Genomic DNA, 19,648 nt, shown 5'->3' with positions numbered 1-19,648 from the left:
TCGATCCGGGGACTTTCGGACGGGGGTGTATCGCATGGAAATACAAGGATTCAGCGCAGCAGAACGCTTGGAACGGCTGCCCATCAGCGGCTATCACCGCATCATTTTCATCATCATTGCCCTGGCGTTTTTCTTCGACTCCATGGACCTGGCGATGATGACGTTCCTGCTCGGTTCGATTAAAACCGAGTTCGGCCTGAGCAGCGCCCAGGCTGGGTTGCTGGCCAGTTCGAGCTTCTTCGGCATGGTGCTGGGGGCGTCGTTGTCCGGCATGTTGGCCGATCGCTTCGGGCGCAAACCGGTGTTCCAGTGGAGCATCGTGTTGTGGGGCCTCGCCAGTTACTTGTGCTCCACGGCACAAAATGTGGAAACCCTGACGCTGTTCCGCGTCCTGCTGGGGATCGGCATGGGCATGGAGTTTCCGATTGCGCAGTCGATGCTTTCGGAGCTGATTCCGGCCAAAAAGCGCGGGCGTTATATCGCGCTGATGGACGGGTTCTGGCCGTTGGGCTTCGTCGCGGCCGGGGTGCTGTCGTACTTTCTGCTGGCGGTGATTGGCTGGCGCGACATCTTCCTGGTGTTGGCGGTGCCGGCAGTGTTTGTCCTGGCGATTCGCTTTTTCATTCCCGAATCCCCGCGCTGGCTGGAGCAGGCCGGGCGACATGACGCGGCGGACAAGGTGTTGCTCGGCATCGAAGAGCGGGTGCGATCGTCCCTGGGGCGAGCGGAGTTGCCGACGCCGATCCGGTTGCCACGGGTGGCGAGTACTCCCGGCAACTTCTTTTCCGCGTTGCGCCAGATCTGGTCGCCGCTGTACCGCCAGCGCACGATGATGATCTGGAGCGTGTGGTTCTTCGCCTTGCTTGGGTTTTATGGACTGACCTCGTGGCTCAGCGCCCTGCTGCAACAGTCGGGTTTTGCCGTGACCCAGTCGGTGTATTACACGGTGCTGATTTCCCTCGGCGGGATTCCCGGGTTTCTGATGGCGGCCTGGCTGGTAGAGCGCTGGGGACGCAAACCGGTGTGCATCGTGACGCTGCTGGGCGGCGGGGTGATGGCGTTTCTCTATGGCCAGAGCGCGGTGTTTGGCGGCAACGTCGCTCTGCTGATCACCTCGGGTCTGTTGATGCAATTCTTCCTGTTCGGCATGTGGGCGGTGCTCTACACCTACACGCCGGAGCTGTACCCGACTTCGGCGCGAGCCACGGGCTCGGGATTTGCCTCGGCGATCGGGCGCGTCGGTTCGTTGCTTGGGCCGCTGGTGACCGGGTTGGTGTTCCCGATTACCGGGCAGGGCGGGGTGTTCGCGTTGGGGGCGATGTGCTTTGCGATTGCGGCGGGGGTGGTGTGGTTGTTCGGGATGGAGACGCGGGGCAAGACATTGGAGGAGTTAACTGAAGCAACACCGATCTAAAAAATGTGGGAGCGGGCTTGCTCGCGAAAGCGGTGTGTCAGCCAACATCTAAATTGACTGACACTCCGTCTTCGCGAGCAAGCCCGCTCCCACATTGGGTTATGCGGTGAGGCTTACGGTTTTACCAACCGCGCATCCAGGCTGTTCTGCGCCAGGCGCTTGGCCTGATCCTGGGTCATGCCCAAATCGGTGTACAGCGCGTGGAAGTTCTCGGTGACGTAACCGCCGAAGTACGCCGGGTCATCGGAGTTCACCGTGACTTTCACGCCACGTTCCAGCATGTCGAGGATGTTGTGCTGGGACATGTGATCGAACACGCAGAGCTTGGTGTTCGACAGCGGGCACACGGTCAGCGGAATCTGCTCGTCGATGATCCGCTGCATCAGACGCTCGTCTTCGATGGCGCGCACGCCATGGTCGATGCGCTGGATTTTCAGCAGGTCGATGGCTTCCCAGATGTATTCCGGCGGGCCTTCTTCACCGGCGTGGGCAACAGTCAGGAAGCCTTCGTGGCGGGCACGATCAAACACGCGCTGGAACTTGCTCGGCGGGTGACCCATCTCCGAACTGTCCAGGCCAACAGCCACAAACGCATCGCGGAACGGCAGCGCCTGGTCGAGGGTTTTCTGCGCTTCGTCTTCGCTCAAGTGGCGCAGGAAGCTCAAGATCAAACCGCTGGTGATGCCCAGTTGCTGCTCGCCATCCTTCAGTGCGGCGGCGATGCCGTTGAGCACCACTTCGAAAGGCACACCACGGTCGGTGTGGGTTTGCGGGTCGAAGAACGGTTCGGTGTGAATCACGTTCTGCGCCTTGCAGCGCAACAGGTAGGCCCAGGTCAGGTCGTAGAAATCCTGCGAGGTGCGCAACACGTCCGCGCCCTTGTAGTACAGGTCGAGAAACTCTTGCAGGTTGTTGAAGGCGTACGCCTTGCGCAGGGTTTCCACGTCGTCCCACGGCAGGGCTATCTTGTTGCGTTCGGCCAGGGCGAACAACAGCTCGGGTTCCAGCGAGCCTTCCAGGTGCAAGTGCAGTTCTGCCTTGGGCAGGGCGTTCAGCCAGTCGTACATGTTCGAATTCTCATCAGGTGCAATGACGGCATTCTACAGATGCTCGCTGCAACAATTGGTAAAACCTGACCAGACGGTTCATCAAACCGCTTCCGGTTGCCGTCGATAGGCGTAGGTATCGGCGAAGCGTGACAGCAGGAATTCGGCGCAGGTGGTCGCGGGATATTTCGCCGGGTGTGCGGTGTCTTGGCAACCGGGCAGGCATTCGATGAGCGTGTCCGGGTGCGGTTCGGCGAAGAACGGCATCGAGTAGCGATCCACACCCAACGGACTGATGACTCGGTGCGGCGTCGACAGGTAACGGTCGTTGCTCCAGCGCGCCATCATGTCGCCGAGGTTGACCACGAAGGTGCCGTCGATGGGCGGCGCATCGATCCATTCGCCGTTCACCTTGCGCACTTGCAGGCCACCGGCGGCGTCCTGGTAGAGCAGGGTGATGCAGCCGTAATCGGTGTGGGCGCCGGCGCCTTGTTGTTCGGCGGAACTGGCGGTGTGGCGCGGTGGGTAATGGATCATCCGCAGCACGCTGACGGGTTGATTGAAGCGGCTGTCGAAGAAGTCGCGCTCGATGCCAAGTGCCATCGTCATCGCCCGCAGCAGGGTTTGGGCGAGCGCCTGCATGTCGATGTAATGCTGCTCCATCAGCGTTTCCCAGCCGGGCATCGATGGATGGCGGTTGGGGCCGCGCAGTGGTTTTTCTGCCCGCACGTCGGGGTGATCGGCCGGCAGGTGCAGGCCCATGTCGAAGGTTTCTTTCAGGTCGCTGGGTTTGCTCGGGTCCAGTTGCTCGGTGGCGATGGCGCCGTAGCCGCGGTGATGCTGCGTCTGGGTGATGTCGATCTTGAGCTTTTCGGTGGCGGGCAGGGCGAAGAAGCGTTGGGCGTGGTCGAGCACGGCGTCGATGCGAGCAGCGCTGATCGGGTGACCCTTGATATAGAAAAAGCCCCAGTTGCGGCAGGCGTGATCGATTTGTATGGCGATGGATTGCCAGGCGTTTTGGTCGGTGCCGTAGAGCGGGGCGATGTCGATGATGGGGAGTTGGTTCATGCGCAGTCCTCAAGAACGCTGAAGATTTAATGTGGGAGCGGGCTTGCTCGCGAAGAGGGAGTGTCAGTCAAACTTTATGTGGCTGACATACCGCTTTCGCGAGCAAGCCCGCTCCCACAGTGGATGGTGTGTGGCGCAGGAGTTACTTCGGAATGTCGGCCTTCATGCCTTCCACGTAGTAGTTCATCGACGCCAGTTCCGCATTGCTCGCCGTCGCACCCGCCGGGATTTTCACCGCGCCCGCCTGGTCCTTGATCGGCCCGGTAAACGGATGCAGCGCACCGCTCTTGATGTCGGCAATGATTTGCTCGGCTTCGGCTTTCACCGGTGCCGGCACCAAATCGCTGATCGGCAGTTCCACCGTGCCTTCCTTCAATCCGCCCCAGTAATCCTGGGATTTCCACGCGTGGTCGAGCACGCTTTGGGTCGCCTGAATGTAGTGCGGGCCCCAGTCGTTGACGATGGAGGTCAGCACCGCTTTCGGCCCGAAGTGCGCCATGTCCGAAGCGTAGCCCACGGCATACACGCCGCGACGCTCGGCGGCCTGGATCGGCGCCGGGCTGTCGGTGTGCTGGAACACCACGTCCACGCCCTGGTCGATCAGCGCGTTGGCGGCGTCGGCCTCTTTACCCGGATCGAACCACGAGTTGACCCACACCACCTTGATCTCGGTGCCCGGGTTGTATTTGTTCAGGGCCAGTTGGATGGCATTGATGTCGCGGATCACTTCCGGGATCGGGAACGAGGCGACGTAGCCGATTTTCTTGGTCTTGGTCATCTTCGCCGCGAGGAAACCGCCGACGTAGCGACCTTCATACGTGCGCGCCAGGTAGGTGCCGAGGTTCTTGTCCTGCTTGTAGCCGGTGGCGTGTTCGAAGGTCACCTTGGGAAATTGCTTGGCGACTTTCAGCGTCGGGTTCATGTAGCCGAAAGACGTGGTGAAGATCAGGTCGTAGTTGTCCTTGGCCATGTTGCGGATCACCCGCTCGGCGTCGGCGCCCTCGGCGACGTTCTCCACGTAGTTGGTGGTGATCTGCGTGCCGAATTTTTCGGCGAGTGCCTTGCGTCCCTGTTCATGTTGATACGTCCAGCCGTGGTCACCGATCGGGCCGATATAGACGAAGCCGACTTTCAGCGGATCGGCGGCACTCGCGGTCAGGCTCGCGCTCAGACCGACGGCCGCGGCAACGGCGCACAGCAGCTTCTTCAACGGACGTTTATGCATGAACTCGAACTCCATTTTGTTTTGAGGATGGCGAGGTCAATGCAAATTACTGACCAACAGGACAACAATAAATCCGAAACCGCGGTGAAGCCTTCGCGAGCAAGCCCGCTCCCACAGGGGACCGCGATCCAATGTGGGAGCGGGCTTGCTCGCGAAGAGGCCCGCAAGGCCAATAAAAGTGCATGGCTCAATACGGCTGCCATCCACTGGTGCGCTAAGGTGTAACGAAACGTTAGCGCCGCCCCGCAGTCAGTAGCTCATCACTCTGATTTCGCTCCACTGTCCAAAAGGCCCGCAATGCTCACACTCCTCAAGCAAGAAAAGTTTCTGTTGCTGGCCCTGGTCGCCGCCGTTGTCGCGTATCCGCTGGAACCGTGGATGCTGCACAACGGCCAGCCCATCGCGCTGGCCGCCGGTTTGGTGCTGATCGCTTTCATCGTCGCCGCCTCGATGCGTGTGGCCCATCACGCGGAACTGCTGGCGGAAAAAGTCGGCGATCCCTACGGCACGATGATCCTGACCCTCGCCGCCGTGTTGGTGGAAGTGGTGATCCTGGCGATCATGATGAGCAACGAGGCCTCGCCGACCCTGGTGCGCGACACGATTTACTCGGCGGTGATGCTCGACATCAACGGCATCCTCGGCCTCGCCGCGTTGATGGGCGGGATCAAGCATGGCGAACAGTCCTACAACGACGATTCGGCGCGCAGCTACAGCGTGATGATCCTCACCGCCATGGGCGTTTCCATGGTGGTGCCGGAATTTATTCCTGAGGCCAACTGGAAGATTTATTCGGGGTTCACCATTGGCGCGATGGTCGTGCTCTACGCCTTGTTCCTGCGCATGCAGGTCGGGCCGCACAGTTATTTCTTCAGCTATAGCTACCCGGAAAAACGCCGCAAGAAAGTCCCGGAAGAAACACCTGAACCGGTCAACGTGACACTGAGTATCGCGACGCTGGTGTTTGGCGTGGTGGTGATCGGCGCGTTGGCCGAGGTGATGTCCAAGACCCTCGATCTGGGCCTGGAAGGCACGGGCGCACCGCCGGTGATCACGGCGATTCTGGTGGCGGCCATTTCTGCGGCACCGGAGATTTTGACCGCGTTGCGCGCGGCGCTGGCCAACCGTATGCAGTCGGTGGTGAACATCGCCATGGGCGCGTCGCTGTCGACGGTGATCCTGACGGTGCCGGTGATGGAAGCCATGGCGCTGTACACCGGTCAGCCGTTTCAGATGGCGATGACGCCGGTGCAGACGGTGATGATTTTTCTGACGTTGATTGTCAGTGCGATCAACCTGAATGACGGGGAAACCAATGCCATCGAGGGCATGACGCACTTTGTGCTGTTTGCGACGTTCATCATGTTGTCGTTGCTCGGGCTCTAACCTCACCACAAAACAATGTGGGAGCGAGCCTGCTCGCGAAGGGGCCAGATCAGTCAACTTCAATGTTGAATGTCAGACCGCTTTCGCGAGCAGGCTCGCTCCCACAGTTTTAATCGGTGTTGTGTCAGGTGCCGGCGATCAGTTGCCGAGCCGCCTGGCTGTGATCCGCAATCAACCCTTTCAGATCCAGCCCTTCAACCTGCCCGTCAATCACTCGCCATTTACCGCCGACCATCACTCGATCCGCCCGATCCGCGCCGCACAGCAGCAACGCCGACACCGGATCATGACTACCAGAGAACCGCAGCTCATCCAGCTTGAACAGCGCCAAGTCCGCCTGCTTGCCCACCGCCAGTTCACCGATATCCGTCCGCCCCAGCAGACTCGCCGAGCCCTTGGTCGCCCAACCGAGAACCAATTCCGGGGTGATCTTCTCCGCGCCGTAACGCAAGCGCTGGATGTACAGCGCCTGTCGGGTTTCGAGCATCATGTTCGACGCATCGTTGGACGCCGAACCATCCACACCCAGACCCAACAGCGCACCGGCAGCGGTCAAATCCAGCGTCGGGCAAATGCCGGACGCCAGGCGCATGTTCGAACTCGGGCAATGGCAGATACCGGTGCCAGCCGCGCCGAGGCGGGCGATTTCGTCCGGGTTGAAATGGATGCCGTGGGCCAGCCAGGTGCGCGGGCCGAGCCAGCCGACGCTGTCCAGGTAATCCACGGTGCGCAGGCCGAAGCGTTGCAGGCAGAAGTCTTCTTCGTCGAGGGTTTCCGCGAGGTGGGTGTGCAGGCGCACGTCGAGTTTATTCGCCAGTTCGGCGCTGGCGGACATGATTTCCGGGGTTACCGAGAATGGCGAGCACGGCGCCAGGGCGATCTGGATTTGCGCGCCATCGCCACGCTCGTGGTACTCGGCGATCAAGCGCTGGCTGTCGGCGAGAATCACTTCACCTTCCTGCACGGTTTGCTGCGGCGGCAGGCCGCCGTCCTTTTCGCCGAGGCTCATGGAACCACGGGTCAGCATGGCGCGCATGCCCAAATCACGAACGCTTTCGACTTGTACGTCGATCGCATTCTCGAGGCCTTCGGGAAACAGGTAATGGTGATCGGCGGCGGTGGTGCAACCGGACAGCAGCAACTCGGCCAGCGCGACTTTGGTGGCGAGGGCGAGTTTTTCCGGGGTGAGGCGGGCCCAGACCGGGTACAGGGTTTTCAGCCACGGGAACAACGGCTGATTGACCACCGGCGCCCAGGCGCGGGTCAGGGTTTGATAGAAGTGGTGATGGGTGTTGATCAGGCCGGGCAGGATCACATGCTCGCGGGCATCGAAGACTTGTCCACAGGGTGCGGACGGTTGCTGGCCGGCGGCGAGCACTTCGACGATCAAACCGTCTTGCAGCACCAGGCCGCCACGGGCATCGAGACCATTGGCAGTGAAAATGGCAAGGGGATTTTTTAACCAGGTACGGGTCGCAGGCATGTTGGCCGGCTCCTCTGAAAGTGGGTTCAGGTTAGCCAGCTCAGTGATTACCCTGTCTGCTGATCCAGGGTCGCCGCGGGGGACGAGGTGCGGAGTTTCGAACAAAACGGCGTTTCGGGCAAGCCCGGCCCGACCAGACGACACAAACCCATCTGTGGAATACGGCCCCTGTGGGAGCGGGCTTGCTCGCGAAGAGGGCGTGTCAGTCGCCATCAATGTTGGATGACACACCGCATTCGCGAGCAAGCCCGCTCCCACATTGGATCTACAGCGTTTACCAGGGAATCGTTTCACCCTTGTAGTTCACAAAATGATGCCCGCCCTTGCCGGTAAACGCGTTCACCTGATCCACCAGCCCACGGGTACTGGTGTCCACATCAATATCGGCGCCTTCACCGCCCATATCGGTCTTCACCCAACCCGGATGCAACGACAGCACCGTCAGTTTCTGCTCGCCCAACTGCGTGACGAAGCTGTTGGTCATGGAGTTCAACGCCGCTTTACTGGCCTTGTACAACGCCAGTTCCGGCGCGTCCGGCATGGTCACGCTGCCCAGCACCGAACTCATGAACGCCAGCACGCCGCTGCCATCCCGAATCTGCCCGACGAAACGCTGGGCCAGGTTGATCGGCGCCACGGCGTTGGTGAAAAACAGTTGCCCGACTTCGGCCAATGTCGCGCCACCCGGCGTCTGGACGTCCGGCCCCTTGACCCCGGCATTCACGAACAGCAGGTCAAACACTTCGCCTTTGAGTTGCTGGCTCAAAGCGATGACCGCTTGCTGATCATCCATGTCGAGTTTTTCGATCCGTACCTTGCCCAGCGCTTGCAGCGCCTCGGCGTTCTGCGGGTTGCGCACGGTGGCGGTGACTTGCCAGCCGTCGGCCAGCAGGGTTTTCACCAGGCCGAGGCCCAAGCCCCGGGAGGCGCCGATGATGAGTGCGGTTTTTGCCGTGGACATGATGGGCTTCCTTGATAAATGAGGATCACGGATTTAAGGGACAACGCTGGCCGAGCCGTTGCTGCAACTCAGTGCGCAGCGCGCCGAGTTCGTCCATTCGGGTCTCGATCAGCTTTAGCTTGTCTTGCAGCAGTTGCGTGACGGCGCTGTCGGGATCGGGCGAATGCCACAACGCGGCCACGCTATTACCGATCTCACCGAGGGTAAAGCCCAGTCGCTGAGCGGTCTTGATGTAGAGCACCAGTTGCACCATGTCCGCCGGATAATCGCGATAACCGTTGGCACTGCGTTGCGCCGCAATCAACCCGCGCTGCTCGTAGAAGCGCAGTGTGTCGCGGCTGACGGCGCTGGCCTGGGCTAATTCACCGATGCGCATCATGACGTCTCGAAGGGGCTTGACCCTGGAGCATACTCCAGGCTTTAGCCTTGTTGCTCCCTGAATTTTTGGAGCAACGCCGATGTGGACTTCAACCCAATATCGCCGAGTGGTGCGCGGCAGTGCCTGGTATGACTTGATCGTGACGGCGGCGTTTGTCACGCCGTGGAGTTTTGCTGCTTTGCATGGATTGCTGTCGGGTTTGAGCCAGGCGTTGAATTTGCCTGGTGAGCTGCCGGTATTCGAGCCGATGCATATGTTGATGGCGAATCTGTTGGGGTCGATTGTGTGTGTTTGGGCGGTGTTGCGGATTCGGGATCCGCAGCAGGTGTTTGGGCGATATGACGCGGCGGGCCGGTTTTTGTTTTCGGCTTGGCAGCTCTATGCCTTGGTGCACGGCGCCAGTTCGTTGTTGGTGATTTTCTTATTCTTTGAAATGGTGTGGGGCGTGGTTCAGGTGTTGCCGGTTCGGGCGCCTTCGCGAGCAAGCCCGCTCCCACAGGGAGTTGTGTGAACTCGATCCATTGTGGGAGCAAACTCACCCCCACAGGGAGTTGTGTGAACTCGATCCATTGTGGGAGCAAGCTCACTCCCACAGGGAGCGATGTGAACCCGATCCAGTGTGGGAGCGGGCTTGCTCGCGAAGAGGCCGAACCTGCAAACCGCTAATGCCCACCCTGCCACGGCTGCCCCAACGAAACCGGCGCATACAACCGCGTGCGCACAGCATCCCGGGACAGCAGCACCAACACCACAATGGTCGCGACATACGGCAGCATCGCCAGCAAACTCGACGGAATCGCCAGCCCCAATCCCTGCGCCACCAAATGCAGGATGCTGGCGAGCCCGAACAGATACGCCCCAAGCAGCAATCGCCACACCCGCCAACTGGCAAACACCACCAGCGCCAGGGCAATCCAGCCACGCCCGGCGCTCATGTTCTCTGCCCACATCGGCGTATACGCCAGGGACAGATATGCCCCGGCCAAGCCGGCCATCGCTCCGCCAAACAACACCGCCAACGTGCGCACGCCCAACACCGGCAAGCCCATGGCACTGGCGGCATCCGGGTTTTCCCCGACCGCTTGAATGATCAACCCGACGCGACTTTTCAGAATCACCCACGCCACCAAGGCAAACAGCGCGAACGACAAGTACACCAACAGATCCTGCGCAAACAGCATCCGCCCGATCAGCGGAATCTCACTCAAGTACGGAATCGCCACCGGCTCAAAACCCGCCAGCGGTTTACCGACCCACGCCGCGCCAACAAAGGTCGACAGGCCCACGCCGAAGATCGTCAGCGCCAGCCCGGTGGCCACTTGATTGGCGTTGAACACCAGCGCCACCAAGGCAAATAGCGAAGACAACAACATCCCGGCCAACATCGCCAGCAACACGCCGAGCCACAAATTGCCGCTGTTTAGCGCAACGATAAACCCGATCACCGCGCCAAACAGCATCATGCCTTCCTGGCCCAGATTGAGGACGCCGCTCTTCTCGCAAATCAGTTCGCCCAAGGCCACCAGCAGCAACGGCGTACCGCAACGGACCATGGCGTAGAAAATATTACTCAGCAGATCGATATCCATCACAGCGCTCCTGCGGGTACGGCGGTGACTGGCGCGCGGCGCGCCCAGCGCACATTCAAACGCGGTCGGTAGAGAATCAGCACATCACTGGCCAGCAGGAAAAACAGCATCATTCCCTGAAACAATTGGGTGATCGCTTGCGGCAGGTTCATGCTCATCTGTGCGCTCTCGCCACCGATGTACAGCAGCGCCATCAACAGGCTGGAAAACAGAATGCCGATAGGATTCAGCCGTCCGAGAAACGCCACGGTGATCGCCGCATAGCCGTAACCCGGCGAGACTTGTGGCACCAATTGGCCGATTGGCCCGGTGACTTCGCAGACCCCGGCCAGTCCCGCCAAACCGCCGCTGATCAACAGCGCCAGCCAGATCAGGCGCTTCTCGCGAAAGCCGACAAACCCTGCCGCACGCTTGTCCAGGCCGAGCACTTTGATCTGGAAGCCGACAAAGCTTTTCTGCAACAACACCCACACAGCGACCAGCGCGAGCAGGGCGAAATACACTCCGGCATGCACACGACCGTCCTCCATCAACAACGGCAAACGGCTGGCATCACCGAACATCGCCGACTCCGGAAAATTGAACCCGGCCGGGTCTTTCAGCGGCCCGTGCACGCAGAACAGCAACAGGTTCAGGGCGATGTAATTGAGCATGATGCTGGTGAGGATTTCATTGGCGTTGAACCGCGTGCGCAACCACGCCGTGAGCCCGGCCCACGCGGCGCCGGCGAGGGTGCCGGTGAGCAGGATCAACACCAGCGCCCAGCGACTTTGCATATCGATAATGTTCACCGCCAGAGCACTGCCGGCCAGGGCGCCGAGCAGCAACTGGCCTTCGGCGCCGATGTTCCAGATTCGTGCCTGATACGCCACCGCGAGGCCCAAGGCGCAGAGCAGAATCGGCAGGGCTTTGACCAGTAATTCCGAGACGCCATACAAGTCGCTGATCGGTGCGATCAACAGCGTGTGCAGCGTCAGCAATGGGTCGTGGCCCAGCGCGATAAACAGCAACGAGCCGCAGCCCAAGGTCAGCGCCGCCGCCAGCAACGGCGAGCACCACAACATCAGGCGCGATTGCTGGCCACGGGGTTCGAGAGAAAGCAGCATGTAAAAAACTCCGTTAAGCCGTTGCAGATACAGGTGATTGAGGCGCGTCGAATTGGCCGGCCATCCAGCCGCCGACATCGGTCAGGCGTGTATCGACGGTGGCCCGGAGCGGTGACAGTCGACCGCTGCACAAGGCACCGAGGCGGTCGCCAATCTGGAACAGTTCATCGAGGTCTTCGGAGATCACCAGAATCGCCGCGCCGGCATCGCGCAAAGCAATCAGCGCGCGGTGAATGGTCGCCGCCGCGCCAACGTCCACGCCCCAGGTCGGGTGCGCAGCCACCAGTAATTTCGGTTGCTGGAGGATTTCTCGACCGAGGATGAATTTCTGCAGGTTGCCGCCGGACAGGCTGCGTGCCGGCGTTTGGGTGTCGGGTGTTTTCACGCCGAAGCGGTGGATGATCTCCTCGGCCAGCGCTTCGACTTTGCCGCGCTGGATCATTCCTTGGCTCACCAACCCTTGTTGAAACGCTGTAAGCAGGGCGTTATCGGCGAGGCTCAGTTCCGGCACCGCGCCATGGCCCAGGCGTTCGGCAGGGACGAAAGCCAAGCCGAGTTTGCGCCGGGCATCGGGGCGCAAATGGGCGACTGCTTGCCCGGCGAAACTGATGGTTTTTGCCTCGTTGCGATTTAGCCGCTCTTCACCGCTGAGCAATGCCAGCAACTCATCCTGGCCGTTGCCCGCGACCCCGGCGATGCCGACGATTTCGCCGCTGCGTACTTGCAGGTTGATGTCTTTGAGCGAGCAACCGAACGGGTCCGGGTTGTGCCAGGACAATCCACTTACGTTTAAAAAAGTCTCACCACCAACGATCTTCGGGTAGTCCGTAATCAACTCGGCCGCTTCACCCACCATCAACCGCGCCAGTTGTTGATCCGAGCACTCGGCCGGCACGCAATGCCCGGCTACTCGACCGCCGCGCAGCACCGTTGCGCTATGGCACAGCGCCCGGACTTCACCGAGCTTGTGACTGATAAACAGAATGCTGCAGCCCTCGGCAGCCAGTCGGCGCAGGGTGATGAACAATTCGTCGGCCTCTTGCGGCGTTAGCACCGAGGTCGGTTCGTCGAGAATCAGTAGCCGGATGTCCTGCATCAGGCAGCGAATGATTTCCACGCGTTGGCGTTCGCCGATGGACAGGCTGTGGACAAGTCGCTCCGGTTCCAGCGCCATGCCGTAGCGCCGGGACACTTCACGAATTTTCGGTTCCAGTTGTTTCGGTGTTCCCGCCGCCGCGCCCATGGCCAGCGCAATGTTCTGCGCCACGCTCAAGGTTTCGAACAACGAAAAGTGCTGGAACACCATGCCGATCCCAAGCCCCCGCGCCTGGGCCGGATTGCGCATGGTCACCCGTTGTCCTTGCCAGATCACTTCCCCGGAATCGGCGTGGGTGACGCCGTAGATAATCTTCATCAGCGTGCTTTTGCCCGCACCGTTTTCGCCGAGCAGGGCATGGATTTCACCGGGGGAGATGCTCAGGTCGATGGCATCGTTGGCCAGGCAACCGGGGTAGCGTTTGCTGATATTGCGCAGCTGCAGGCGTGGGGCTGGATCGGGGATCGGCACGGGGTTGGGCATGACAGGCTCGGGTCGCTTGAAGTTATGCCTGTGGATAAAGCAATTTTCTGGCCATTGAGTCAGGATTTCCCTAAATCCATGCCGTTCAGGGAGTTGCGCAAGCGCCCGAAACTGTTTCGTATCTGAATCAAGCACCACTTGAGGGCGAAGCCGTTGATCAGGCTCCGGTTTTGCCCGCGGCAGTTTGATCAAAAAACGAGCAGTCGGCTGCAAGCTATGCCGGATATGGGGCTGCGCCAGCCATGAACGGGTTATCCACAGATTGCTCCACAGTATTTGTGCGCAAGCCCAACGCTCGGGCATAAGCACTGCGTCGCTATCTTCTAAAGGTGATAAACCACGCTAACTGTTTGTTTTTTCGCGGATTTAGCTTTTTTGCCAGCACTTTGGACGAAAAGTGAACAAAGCCCGCAAAGCCGCATGACAGAAGGGTTACAGCAGAATGTACTCAGGTTATCCACAGGCGGGTGCACAGCAGATGTGGGCAACTGTCGAGTGCAGTGAAATTGGGAGTGCCCCAAAAGATCGCGCTCCAATGTAGGAGCTGCCGAAGGCTGCGATCTTTTGATTTTGCTCTTATCTCTCCAACAAAATCCGCCCGCGACTCAAATCCGCGAGCTGCAATTGCAGAGTTTCGATCTGCGCCTCGCCAATCGCCAATTTCAGATCCACGCCGTTGCCGGTAAAGGATTCTTCCACCACCAAACCGCCGAGCTCCGCCACCCGCAACTTCACCAACACCAACTCGCCAAATCCGCAGGCACAACTCACTGGCACCCGGCTGATCAACTCAACCTTCGGCGCGCCTTGCAGGCACTTGTTCGCACCGCCGCCATAAGCACGGGCAAGTCCACCGGTGCCAAGTTGTATACCGCCGTACCAACGAATCACCAGCACCGCGACCTGATCGCAATCCTGCGCCTCGATCGCCGCCAGAATCGGCCGCCCAGCGGTGCCGCCGGGTTCGCCATCGTCGTTGCTGCGGTACTGGTCGCCAAGCTTCCACGCCCAGCAATTGTGCGTAGCGTTCAAGTCGCTGTGCTGCTCGATGAACGCCTGGGCTTCGGTCGGGCTGCCGATCGGCCCGGCGAGGGTGATGAAACGGCTTTTGCGAATCTCTTCGCGGTATTCGCAAAAACCGCTGAGGGTAAAAGGCATAGTCGACTTAGATAGGAGGTGTCAGGCCGCAGCCCTTGAGGATGATGCGGATCAGGTTGTCGCCGGCGTCTTCCATGTCTTGCTTGGTCAGCTTGGTGCGGCCGCTGACCCGGCAGATCTGGGTGGCGAAGTCGGCGTAATGCTGAGTGCTGCCCCACAGCAGGAAGATCAGGTTCACCGGATCGACCGGGTCCATTTTGCCGGCGTCGATCCACGCCTGGAACACCGCGGCCCGGCCCTGGAACCAGGCGCGATAATCCTGGTTGAAATACTCGGTCAAACATTCGCCGCCGCTGATGACTTCCATGGCGAAAATCCGCGAGGCTTGCGGCTGGCGGCGGGAGAATTCCATTTTGGCGCGGATATAGCGAGTCAGCGCCTCGGCCGGATCATCCTCGGCCGTCAGGGTGTTGAAGGTGCTGTCCCACAATTCGATGATGTTGCTCAGCACCGCCACGTACAACCCAAGCTTGTTGGTGAAGTAATAATGCAGGTTCGCCTTGGGCAACCCGGCATTCACGGCGATGGTGTTCATACTGGTGCCTTTGAACCCGTGTCGGGCGAATTCATCTTCGGCGGCTTTGAGGATCGTCTCTTCGTTCTTTTGACGAATGCGGCTGGCAGGTTTGCCGCCGTGGGCGGGGACTTCAAAGGTCATAGGCACTTCCGAAATAGTCTGTGGGTGCAACCACTGCGTTGATAGCGCACCCACAGGTTTCAGACAAGTCCCGACAGCAGGTTTCCTGGTTTTTCAACGCGTCGCCGCCAGGCTCTCCAGAAAGCTTTCCAGCACCAAATGTGGGCGACGACCCTTGCGCGTGACCGACGCGAGGCTCAGGTCATAAAACCGCGCGGTAGGTTTGAGGGCGCGCAATCGGCCTTGCTGCACCCAGAGGCTGGCGTAGTGATCGGGCAGGTACCCGATATAGCGTCCGGTCAGGATCAGGAACGCCATGCCTTCACGGTCGGAGGCACTGGCGGTGCAATTGAGCGCCTGGTAATGCGCCTGGATCTCGGCGGGCAGGCGGAAGGTCGGGGCGATCGCGTCCTGGCTGTTCAGGCGCTCGTCGTCCAGTTGCTTGTCGTCGACATAAAACAACGGGTGGCCCACCGCGCAATACAGCAGCGAACGTTCGCTGTAGAGCGGTTGATATTCCAGCCCGGACAACGCGCTGGCCTGTGGCACCACACCGACATGCAAGCGTCCGTCGAGCACCCCTTGTTCGACTTCATTGGGCGCGATCATTCGGATCTGGATCTGCACGTCCGGCCCGCGCTCCTTCAATTGCGCCAACGCATGGGTGATGCGCATGTGGGGCAGGGTGACCAGGTTGTCGGTCAGGCCGATGGTCAGCTCGCCGCGCAAGTGTTGATGCAGGCCGTTGACCTCAGTGCGGAAACTTTCCAGCGCACTTAATAGCTGCAGCGCCGAGTGATAAACCTCGCGCCCCTCTTCGGTCAGGGAAAACCCGGCGCGACCCCGTTGGCAGAGGCGCAGGCCGAGGCGTTGTTCCAGGTCGCTCATTTGCTGGCTGATGGCCGAGCGGCCGATGCCCAGTACCGATTCCGCTGCGGAGAAGCCGCCGCATTCCACCACGCTGCGGAAGATCCGCAACAGGCGAATATCAAAGTCGCTGACTTGGGCCAGCGGATCGGGGCGGCGGCTGCTCATAGTTTAGTGAAGCCCTGACTGAAGGTTAGAAGAGTTGGATTTCACCGACTTTATCCCCGTGGCAATTTAGCTGCAAGAACGCTTTTGATCTCTACGCCGCTTATTGCCCTGCGAGGTTTTAATCATGAACTTGCCCGAAAACGCCCCGTCTTCCCTGGCCAGCCAGCTCAAGCTCGATGCGCACTGGATGCCCTACACCGCCAACCGAAATTTCCAGCGCGATCCGCGACTGATCGTCGCCGCCGAGGGCAGTTGGCTGACAGACGACAAGGGCCGCAAGGTCTACGATTCGCTCTCGGGTCTGTGGACCTGTGGCGCGGGGCACACGCGCAAGGAAATCCAGGAAGCGGTCGCCAAGCAACTGGGCACTCTCGATTACTCGCCGGGCTTCCAGTACGGCCATCCGCTGTCGTTCCAGTTGGCCGAGAAAATTACTGACCTGACGCCGGGCAATCTGAACCACGTGTTCTTCACCGACTCGGGTTCCGAGTGCGCGGACACCGCAGTGAAAATGGTCCGCGCTTACTGGCGCCTGAAAGGCCAGGCGACCAAGACCAAAATGATCGGCCGTGCCCGTGGTTATCACGGTGTGAACATTGCCGGCACCAGCCTTGGCGGTGTGAACGGCAACCGCAAACTGTTCGGCCAGGGCCTGATGGACGTCGATCACCTGCCGCACACCTTGCTGGCCAGCAACGCTTACTCCCGTGGCATGCCGAAAGAGGGCGGTATCGCCCTGGCAGATGAACTGCTGAAGTTGATCGAATTGCACGATGCTTCGAACATCGCAGCCGTCTTCGTAGAACCAATGGCCGGTTCCGCTGGCGTGCTGGTTCCGCCTGAGGGCTACCTCAAGCGTCTGCGTGAAATCTGCGACCAGCACAACATCCTGCTGGTGTTCGACGAAGTGATCACCGGTTTCGGCCGTACCGGTTCGATGTTCGGCGCTGACAGCTTTGGCGTGACTCCGGACCTGATGTGCATCGCCAAGCAAGTCACCAACGGCGCGATCCCGATGGGCGCGGTGATTGCCAGCTCCGAGATCTATCACACCTTCATGAACCAGGCGACGCCGGAGTACGCGGTGGAATTCCCCCACGGCTACACCTATTCCGCGCACCCGGTTGCCTGTGCCGCTGGCCTGGCGGCACTCGACCTGCTGCAAAAGGAAAACCTGGTGCAGAGCGTGGCCGAAGTCGCGCCGCATTTCGAAAATGCGCTGCACGGTCTGAAAGGCTCGAAGAACATCATCGACATCCGCAACTACGGCTTGGCCGGTGCAATCCAGATTGCCCCGCGTGACGGCGACGCGATTGTGCGTCCGTTCGAAGCCGGCATGGCGCTGTGGAAGGCCGGGTTCTACGTGCGCTTCGGCGGCGACACCCTGCAGTTCGGGCCAACCTTCAACAGCAAGCCGCAAGACCTTGATCGTCTGTTCGACGCGGTTGGCGAAGTGCTGAACAAGATCGACTGATTTCTCCCTCTATATAAGAAGGGCGTCCGTAGACGGGCGCCTGTGAACAATTTTCTGGAGTACCGCATGAGCCTCATCCCGCATTTGATCAATGGCGAACTGGTGACCGAAGACGGTCGCACGGCTGACGTGTTCAACCCGTCGACCGGCAAGGCCATCCATAAGCTGCCGTTGGCCAGCCGCGAAACCATTCAGAAAGCCATCGATTCGGCCAAGGCTGCATTCCCGGCCTGGCGCAACACGCCTCCGGCCAAACGTGCGCAAGTGATGTTCCGTTTCAAGCAATTGCTGGAGCAGAACGAAGCGCGCATCGCGCAGTTGATCAGCGAAGAACACGGCAAGACGCTGGAAGATGCAGCGGGCGAGTTGAAGCGCGGGATCGAGAACGTCGAGTTCGCGTGCGCGGCGCCGGAAATCCTCAAGGGCGAATACAGCCGTAATGTCGGGCCGAACATTGATGCGTGGTCGGACTTCCAGCCATTGGGCGTGGTCGCGGGTATCACCCCGTTCAACTTCCCGGCCATGGTGCCGTTGTGGATGTATCCACTGGCGATCGTCTGCGGCAACTGCTTCATCCTCAAGCCGTCCGAGCGCGATCCGAGTTCGACGCTGCTGATCGCTCAGTTGTTGATCGAAGCGGGTCTGCCTAAAGGCGTGCTGAGCGTGGTGCATGGCGACAAGGCAGCGGTGGATGCGCTGATCGAGGCGCCGGAAGTCAAAGCGCTGAGCTTTGTCGGTTCGACGCCGATTGCCGAATACATCTACGCCGAAGGTACCAAGCGCGGTAAACGCGTCCAGGCACTGGGCGGCGCGAAGAACCATGCGGTGCTGATGCCGGATGCGGATCTGGATAACGCGGTCAGCGCACTGATGGGCGCGGCGTATGGTTCTTGCGGTGAGCGCTGCATGGCGATCTCGGTGGCCGTGTGCGTCGGTGACCAGGTGGCGGATGCGCTGGTGGCCAAGTTGGTGCCGCAAATCAAGGCGCTGAAAATCGGGGCCGGGACTTCGTGTGGCCTGGACATGGGGCCGCTGGTTTCCGGTCAGGCTCGCGATAAAGTCAGTGGCTATATAGAAGACGGTGTTTCTTCTGGCGCAACCCTGGTGGTGGATGGCCGCGGATTGAGCGTGGCGGGTCATGAGGAAGGTTTCTTCCTGGGTGGCTGCCTGTTCGATAACGTCACGCCTGAGATGCGCATCTATAAAGAAGAGATCTTCGGGCCGGTGCTGTGCGTTGTTCGGGTGAACAGCCTGGAAGAGGCGATGCAACTGATCAACGATCACGAGTATGGCAACGGCACCTGTATCTTCACCCGTGATGGTGAGGCGGCGCGGTTGTTCTGCGATGAGATTGAAGTCGGCATGGTTGGGGTCAACGTGCCGTTGCCGGTGCCGGTGGCTTATCACAGCTTTGGTGGCTGGAAGCGTTCGCTGTTTGGTGACTTGCACGCTTATGGTCCGGACGGTGTGCGTTTCTATACCCGTCGCAAGGCCATCACCCAGCGTTGGCCGCAACGGGCGAGCCATGAAGCATCGCAATTCGCGTTCCCTAGCTTGTAAGTAGAAGGGGAGAAGGCCGGCCCGTCAGGGCCGGCCTTCGTGTTTTCGGGGCTTTTCTGACCTATGTGACAGAATTGTGAAAATAGGGGTTGACGGCAGATTCTGGAAGTCTATAATTCGCCCCACTTCCGGCGCAGTCGAAACGGAAAACTCCTTGGTAAACAAAGAGTTACGCAGGTTTCGGCAGCGAGTTGCTTCAGCTCATCGAAGCGCGAAAGGGGTTGAAAAAGAGGTGTTGACAGCAGCGAGTAACGCTGTAGAATTCGCCTCCCGCTAACGAGAGATCGAAAGCGCAAGTGGTTGAAGTTGCAAAGGAAACTTTGAAAACTTCGGAAAATAACCGCTTGACAGTAACTGGCGCTGCTGTAGAATGCGCGCCTCGGTTGAGACGAAAGAATCAACCCACCGCTCTTTAACAACTGAATCAAGCAATTCGTGTGGGTGCTTGTGGAGTCAGACTGATAGTCAACAAGATTATCAGCATCACAAGTTACTCCGCGAGAAATCAAAGATGTAACCAACGATTGCTGAGCCAAGTTTAGGGTTTC

The 19,648-nt window shown here is 59.9% G+C and carries 17 protein-coding genes; 5 read left to right on the top strand and 12 right to left on the bottom strand.

The window, feature by feature from the left end:
* Nucleotides 1–34 precede the first annotated feature (34 nt).
* Nucleotides 35–1,414 (top strand): MFS transporter, encoded by a 1,380-nt coding sequence (locus ACIQY3_RS14700; protein ID WP_403020529.1) that lies wholly within the window; start codon nucleotides 35–37, stop codon nucleotides 1,412–1,414.
* A gap of 113 nt (nucleotides 1,415–1,527) precedes the next feature.
* Here the strand turns inward: ACIQY3_RS14700 and ACIQY3_RS14695 are convergent, their stop codons facing one another.
* The 3 genes from ACIQY3_RS14695 to ACIQY3_RS14685 all read right to left on the bottom strand — a co-directional run bounded on the left by ACIQY3_RS14695 (nucleotide 1,528) and on the right by ACIQY3_RS14685 (nucleotide 4,753).
* The gene (locus tag ACIQY3_RS14695; RefSeq protein ID WP_054043972.1) at nucleotides 1,528–2,481 is read right to left on the bottom strand and encodes an adenosine deaminase; all 954 of its coding nucleotides are present in this window, start codon (nucleotides 2,479–2,481) and stop codon (nucleotides 1,528–1,530) included.
* Nucleotides 2,482–2,562: 81 nt separating this feature from the next.
* Nucleotides 2,563–3,528 carry a 2-oxoglutarate and iron-dependent oxygenase domain-containing protein gene (locus ACIQY3_RS14690; protein ID WP_403020527.1) on the bottom strand — a complete coding sequence of 322 codons (966 nt, stop codon included), beginning with the start codon at nucleotides 3,526–3,528 and terminating at the stop codon, nucleotides 2,563–2,565.
* A gap of 142 nt (nucleotides 3,529–3,670) precedes the next feature.
* Nucleotides 3,671–4,753, bottom strand: a complete 1,083-nt coding sequence (locus ACIQY3_RS14685) for a BMP family ABC transporter substrate-binding protein (protein ID WP_403020525.1) — start codon at nucleotides 4,751–4,753, stop codon at nucleotides 3,671–3,673.
* 297 nt (nucleotides 4,754–5,050) lie between these two features.
* Between ACIQY3_RS14685 and ACIQY3_RS14680 the strand changes: the two genes are divergently transcribed.
* Complete coding sequence (locus tag ACIQY3_RS14680; protein ID WP_403020523.1) at nucleotides 5,051–6,139, top strand: calcium:proton antiporter; 1,089 nt, start codon at nucleotides 5,051–5,053, stop codon at nucleotides 6,137–6,139.
* A gap of 124 nt (nucleotides 6,140–6,263) precedes the next feature.
* On the opposite strand, the gene ACIQY3_RS14675 is transcribed toward ACIQY3_RS14680, so the two are convergent.
* The 3 genes from ACIQY3_RS14675 to ACIQY3_RS14665 form a co-directional block, all read right to left on the bottom strand.
* Nucleotides 6,264–7,622, bottom strand: a complete 1,359-nt coding sequence (locus tag ACIQY3_RS14675) for an 8-oxoguanine deaminase (RefSeq protein ID WP_403020521.1) — start codon at nucleotides 7,620–7,622, stop codon at nucleotides 6,264–6,266.
* A gap of 274 nt (nucleotides 7,623–7,896) precedes the next feature.
* Nucleotides 7,897–8,583: an SDR family oxidoreductase gene (locus ACIQY3_RS14670; RefSeq protein ID WP_403020519.1), complete on the bottom strand. Its 687-nt coding sequence runs from the start codon at nucleotides 8,581–8,583 to the stop codon at nucleotides 7,897–7,899.
* Between the two features lie 25 nt (nucleotides 8,584–8,608).
* Complete coding sequence (locus tag ACIQY3_RS14665; protein WP_403020894.1) at nucleotides 8,609–8,959, bottom strand: MerR family transcriptional regulator; 351 nt, start codon at nucleotides 8,957–8,959, stop codon at nucleotides 8,609–8,611.
* An 82-nt stretch (nucleotides 8,960–9,041) separates the two neighbouring features.
* On the opposite strand from ACIQY3_RS14665, the gene ACIQY3_RS14660 reads away from it, so the two are divergent.
* On the top strand, nucleotides 9,042–9,473 hold the full coding sequence (locus ACIQY3_RS14660) for a hypothetical protein (RefSeq protein ID WP_403020516.1): 432 nt from the start codon (nucleotides 9,042–9,044) through the stop codon (nucleotides 9,471–9,473).
* A gap of 151 nt (nucleotides 9,474–9,624) precedes the next feature.
* On the opposite strand, the gene ACIQY3_RS14655 is transcribed toward ACIQY3_RS14660, so the two are convergent.
* The 6 genes from ACIQY3_RS14655 to ACIQY3_RS14630 all read right to left on the bottom strand — a co-directional run bounded on the left by ACIQY3_RS14655 (nucleotide 9,625) and on the right by ACIQY3_RS14630 (nucleotide 16,066).
* Nucleotides 9,625–10,551 (bottom strand): ABC transporter permease, encoded by a 927-nt coding sequence (locus tag ACIQY3_RS14655; RefSeq protein WP_123514976.1) that lies wholly within the window; start codon nucleotides 10,549–10,551, stop codon nucleotides 9,625–9,627.
* Complete coding sequence (locus ACIQY3_RS14650; RefSeq protein ID WP_403020513.1) at nucleotides 10,551–11,657, bottom strand: ABC transporter permease; 1,107 nt, start codon at nucleotides 11,655–11,657, stop codon at nucleotides 10,551–10,553. Before ACIQY3_RS14650 ends, ACIQY3_RS14655 begins: the two co-directional genes overlap by 1 nt.
* Nucleotides 11,658–11,670: 13 nt before the next feature.
* Nucleotides 11,671–13,236 (bottom strand): ABC transporter ATP-binding protein, encoded by a 1,566-nt coding sequence (locus ACIQY3_RS14645; RefSeq protein ID WP_403020511.1) that lies wholly within the window; start codon nucleotides 13,234–13,236, stop codon nucleotides 11,671–11,673.
* A gap of 576 nt (nucleotides 13,237–13,812) precedes the next feature.
* A complete protein-coding gene (locus ACIQY3_RS14640) occupies nucleotides 13,813–14,394 on the bottom strand; it encodes an IMPACT family protein (protein ID WP_403020510.1) in 582 nt (193 codons plus the stop codon).
* A 7-nt stretch (nucleotides 14,395–14,401) separates the two neighbouring features.
* Nucleotides 14,402–15,052: a TetR/AcrR family transcriptional regulator gene (locus ACIQY3_RS14635; RefSeq protein WP_403020508.1), complete on the bottom strand. Its 651-nt coding sequence runs from the start codon at nucleotides 15,050–15,052 to the stop codon at nucleotides 14,402–14,404.
* A gap of 93 nt (nucleotides 15,053–15,145) precedes the next feature.
* Complete coding sequence (locus ACIQY3_RS14630; RefSeq protein WP_403020505.1) at nucleotides 15,146–16,066, bottom strand: LysR family transcriptional regulator; 921 nt, start codon at nucleotides 16,064–16,066, stop codon at nucleotides 15,146–15,148.
* A gap of 124 nt (nucleotides 16,067–16,190) precedes the next feature.
* Between ACIQY3_RS14630 and ACIQY3_RS14625 the strand changes: the two genes are divergently transcribed.
* Both ACIQY3_RS14625 and ACIQY3_RS14620 read left to right on the top strand, forming a co-directional pair.
* Entirely contained in the window at nucleotides 16,191–17,540 is a 1,350-nt protein-coding gene (locus tag ACIQY3_RS14625) for an aspartate aminotransferase family protein (protein WP_163908219.1), read from the top strand.
* A 66-nt stretch (nucleotides 17,541–17,606) separates the two neighbouring features.
* Nucleotides 17,607–19,100: a CoA-acylating methylmalonate-semialdehyde dehydrogenase gene (locus ACIQY3_RS14620; RefSeq protein ID WP_123598942.1), complete on the top strand. Its 1,494-nt coding sequence runs from the start codon at nucleotides 17,607–17,609 to the stop codon at nucleotides 19,098–19,100.
* The last annotated feature ends 548 nt before the right edge of the window (nucleotides 19,101–19,648 follow it).

The sequence above is a fragment of the Pseudomonas sp. NPDC096950 genome (genome assembly GCF_044762525.1).
In the GTDB taxonomy this organism is placed as follows: Bacteria; Pseudomonadota; Gammaproteobacteria; order Pseudomonadales; family Pseudomonadaceae; genus Aquipseudomonas.
Note: the sequence above shows the minus strand (reverse complement) of the source record. Positions and strands in the feature narration are given on the sequence as shown.

Coding starts and splice junctions, on each gene's coding strand:
- ACIQY3_RS14700 (WP_403020529.1), top strand. CDS start 35: ATGGAAATACAAGGATTCAGCGCAGCAGAACGCTTGGAACGGCTGCCC.
- ACIQY3_RS14695 (WP_054043972.1), bottom strand. CDS start 2,481: ATGTACGACTGGCTGAACGCCCTGCCCAAGGCAGAACTGCACTTGCAC.
- ACIQY3_RS14690 (WP_403020527.1), bottom strand. CDS start 3,528: ATGAACCAACTCCCCATCATCGACATCGCCCCGCTCTACGGCACCGAC.
- ACIQY3_RS14685 (WP_403020525.1), bottom strand. CDS start 4,753: ATGCATAAACGTCCGTTGAAGAAGCTGCTGTGCGCCGTTGCCGCGGCC.
- ACIQY3_RS14680 (WP_403020523.1), top strand. CDS start 5,051: ATGCTCACACTCCTCAAGCAAGAAAAGTTTCTGTTGCTGGCCCTGGTC.
- ACIQY3_RS14675 (WP_403020521.1), bottom strand. CDS start 7,622: ATGCCTGCGACCCGTACCTGGTTAAAAAATCCCCTTGCCATTTTCACT.
- ACIQY3_RS14670 (WP_403020519.1), bottom strand. CDS start 8,583: ATGTCCACGGCAAAAACCGCACTCATCATCGGCGCCTCCCGGGGCTTG.
- ACIQY3_RS14665 (WP_403020894.1), bottom strand. CDS start 8,959: ATGCGCATCGGTGAATTAGCCCAGGCCAGCGCCGTCAGCCGCGACACA.
- ACIQY3_RS14660 (WP_403020516.1), top strand. CDS start 9,042: ATGTGGACTTCAACCCAATATCGCCGAGTGGTGCGCGGCAGTGCCTGG.
- ACIQY3_RS14655 (WP_123514976.1), bottom strand. CDS start 10,551: ATGGATATCGATCTGCTGAGTAATATTTTCTACGCCATGGTCCGTTGC.
- ACIQY3_RS14650 (WP_403020513.1), bottom strand. CDS start 11,657: ATGCTGCTTTCTCTCGAACCCCGTGGCCAGCAATCGCGCCTGATGTTG.
- ACIQY3_RS14645 (WP_403020511.1), bottom strand. CDS start 13,236: ATGCCCAACCCCGTGCCGATCCCCGATCCAGCCCCACGCCTGCAGCTG.
- ACIQY3_RS14640 (WP_403020510.1), bottom strand. CDS start 14,394: ATGCCTTTTACCCTCAGCGGTTTTTGCGAATACCGCGAAGAGATTCGC.
- ACIQY3_RS14635 (WP_403020508.1), bottom strand. CDS start 15,052: ATGACCTTTGAAGTCCCCGCCCACGGCGGCAAACCTGCCAGCCGCATT.
- ACIQY3_RS14630 (WP_403020505.1), bottom strand. CDS start 16,066: ATGAGCAGCCGCCGCCCCGATCCGCTGGCCCAAGTCAGCGACTTTGAT.
- ACIQY3_RS14625 (WP_163908219.1), top strand. CDS start 16,191: ATGAACTTGCCCGAAAACGCCCCGTCTTCCCTGGCCAGCCAGCTCAAG.
- ACIQY3_RS14620 (WP_123598942.1), top strand. CDS start 17,607: ATGAGCCTCATCCCGCATTTGATCAATGGCGAACTGGTGACCGAAGAC.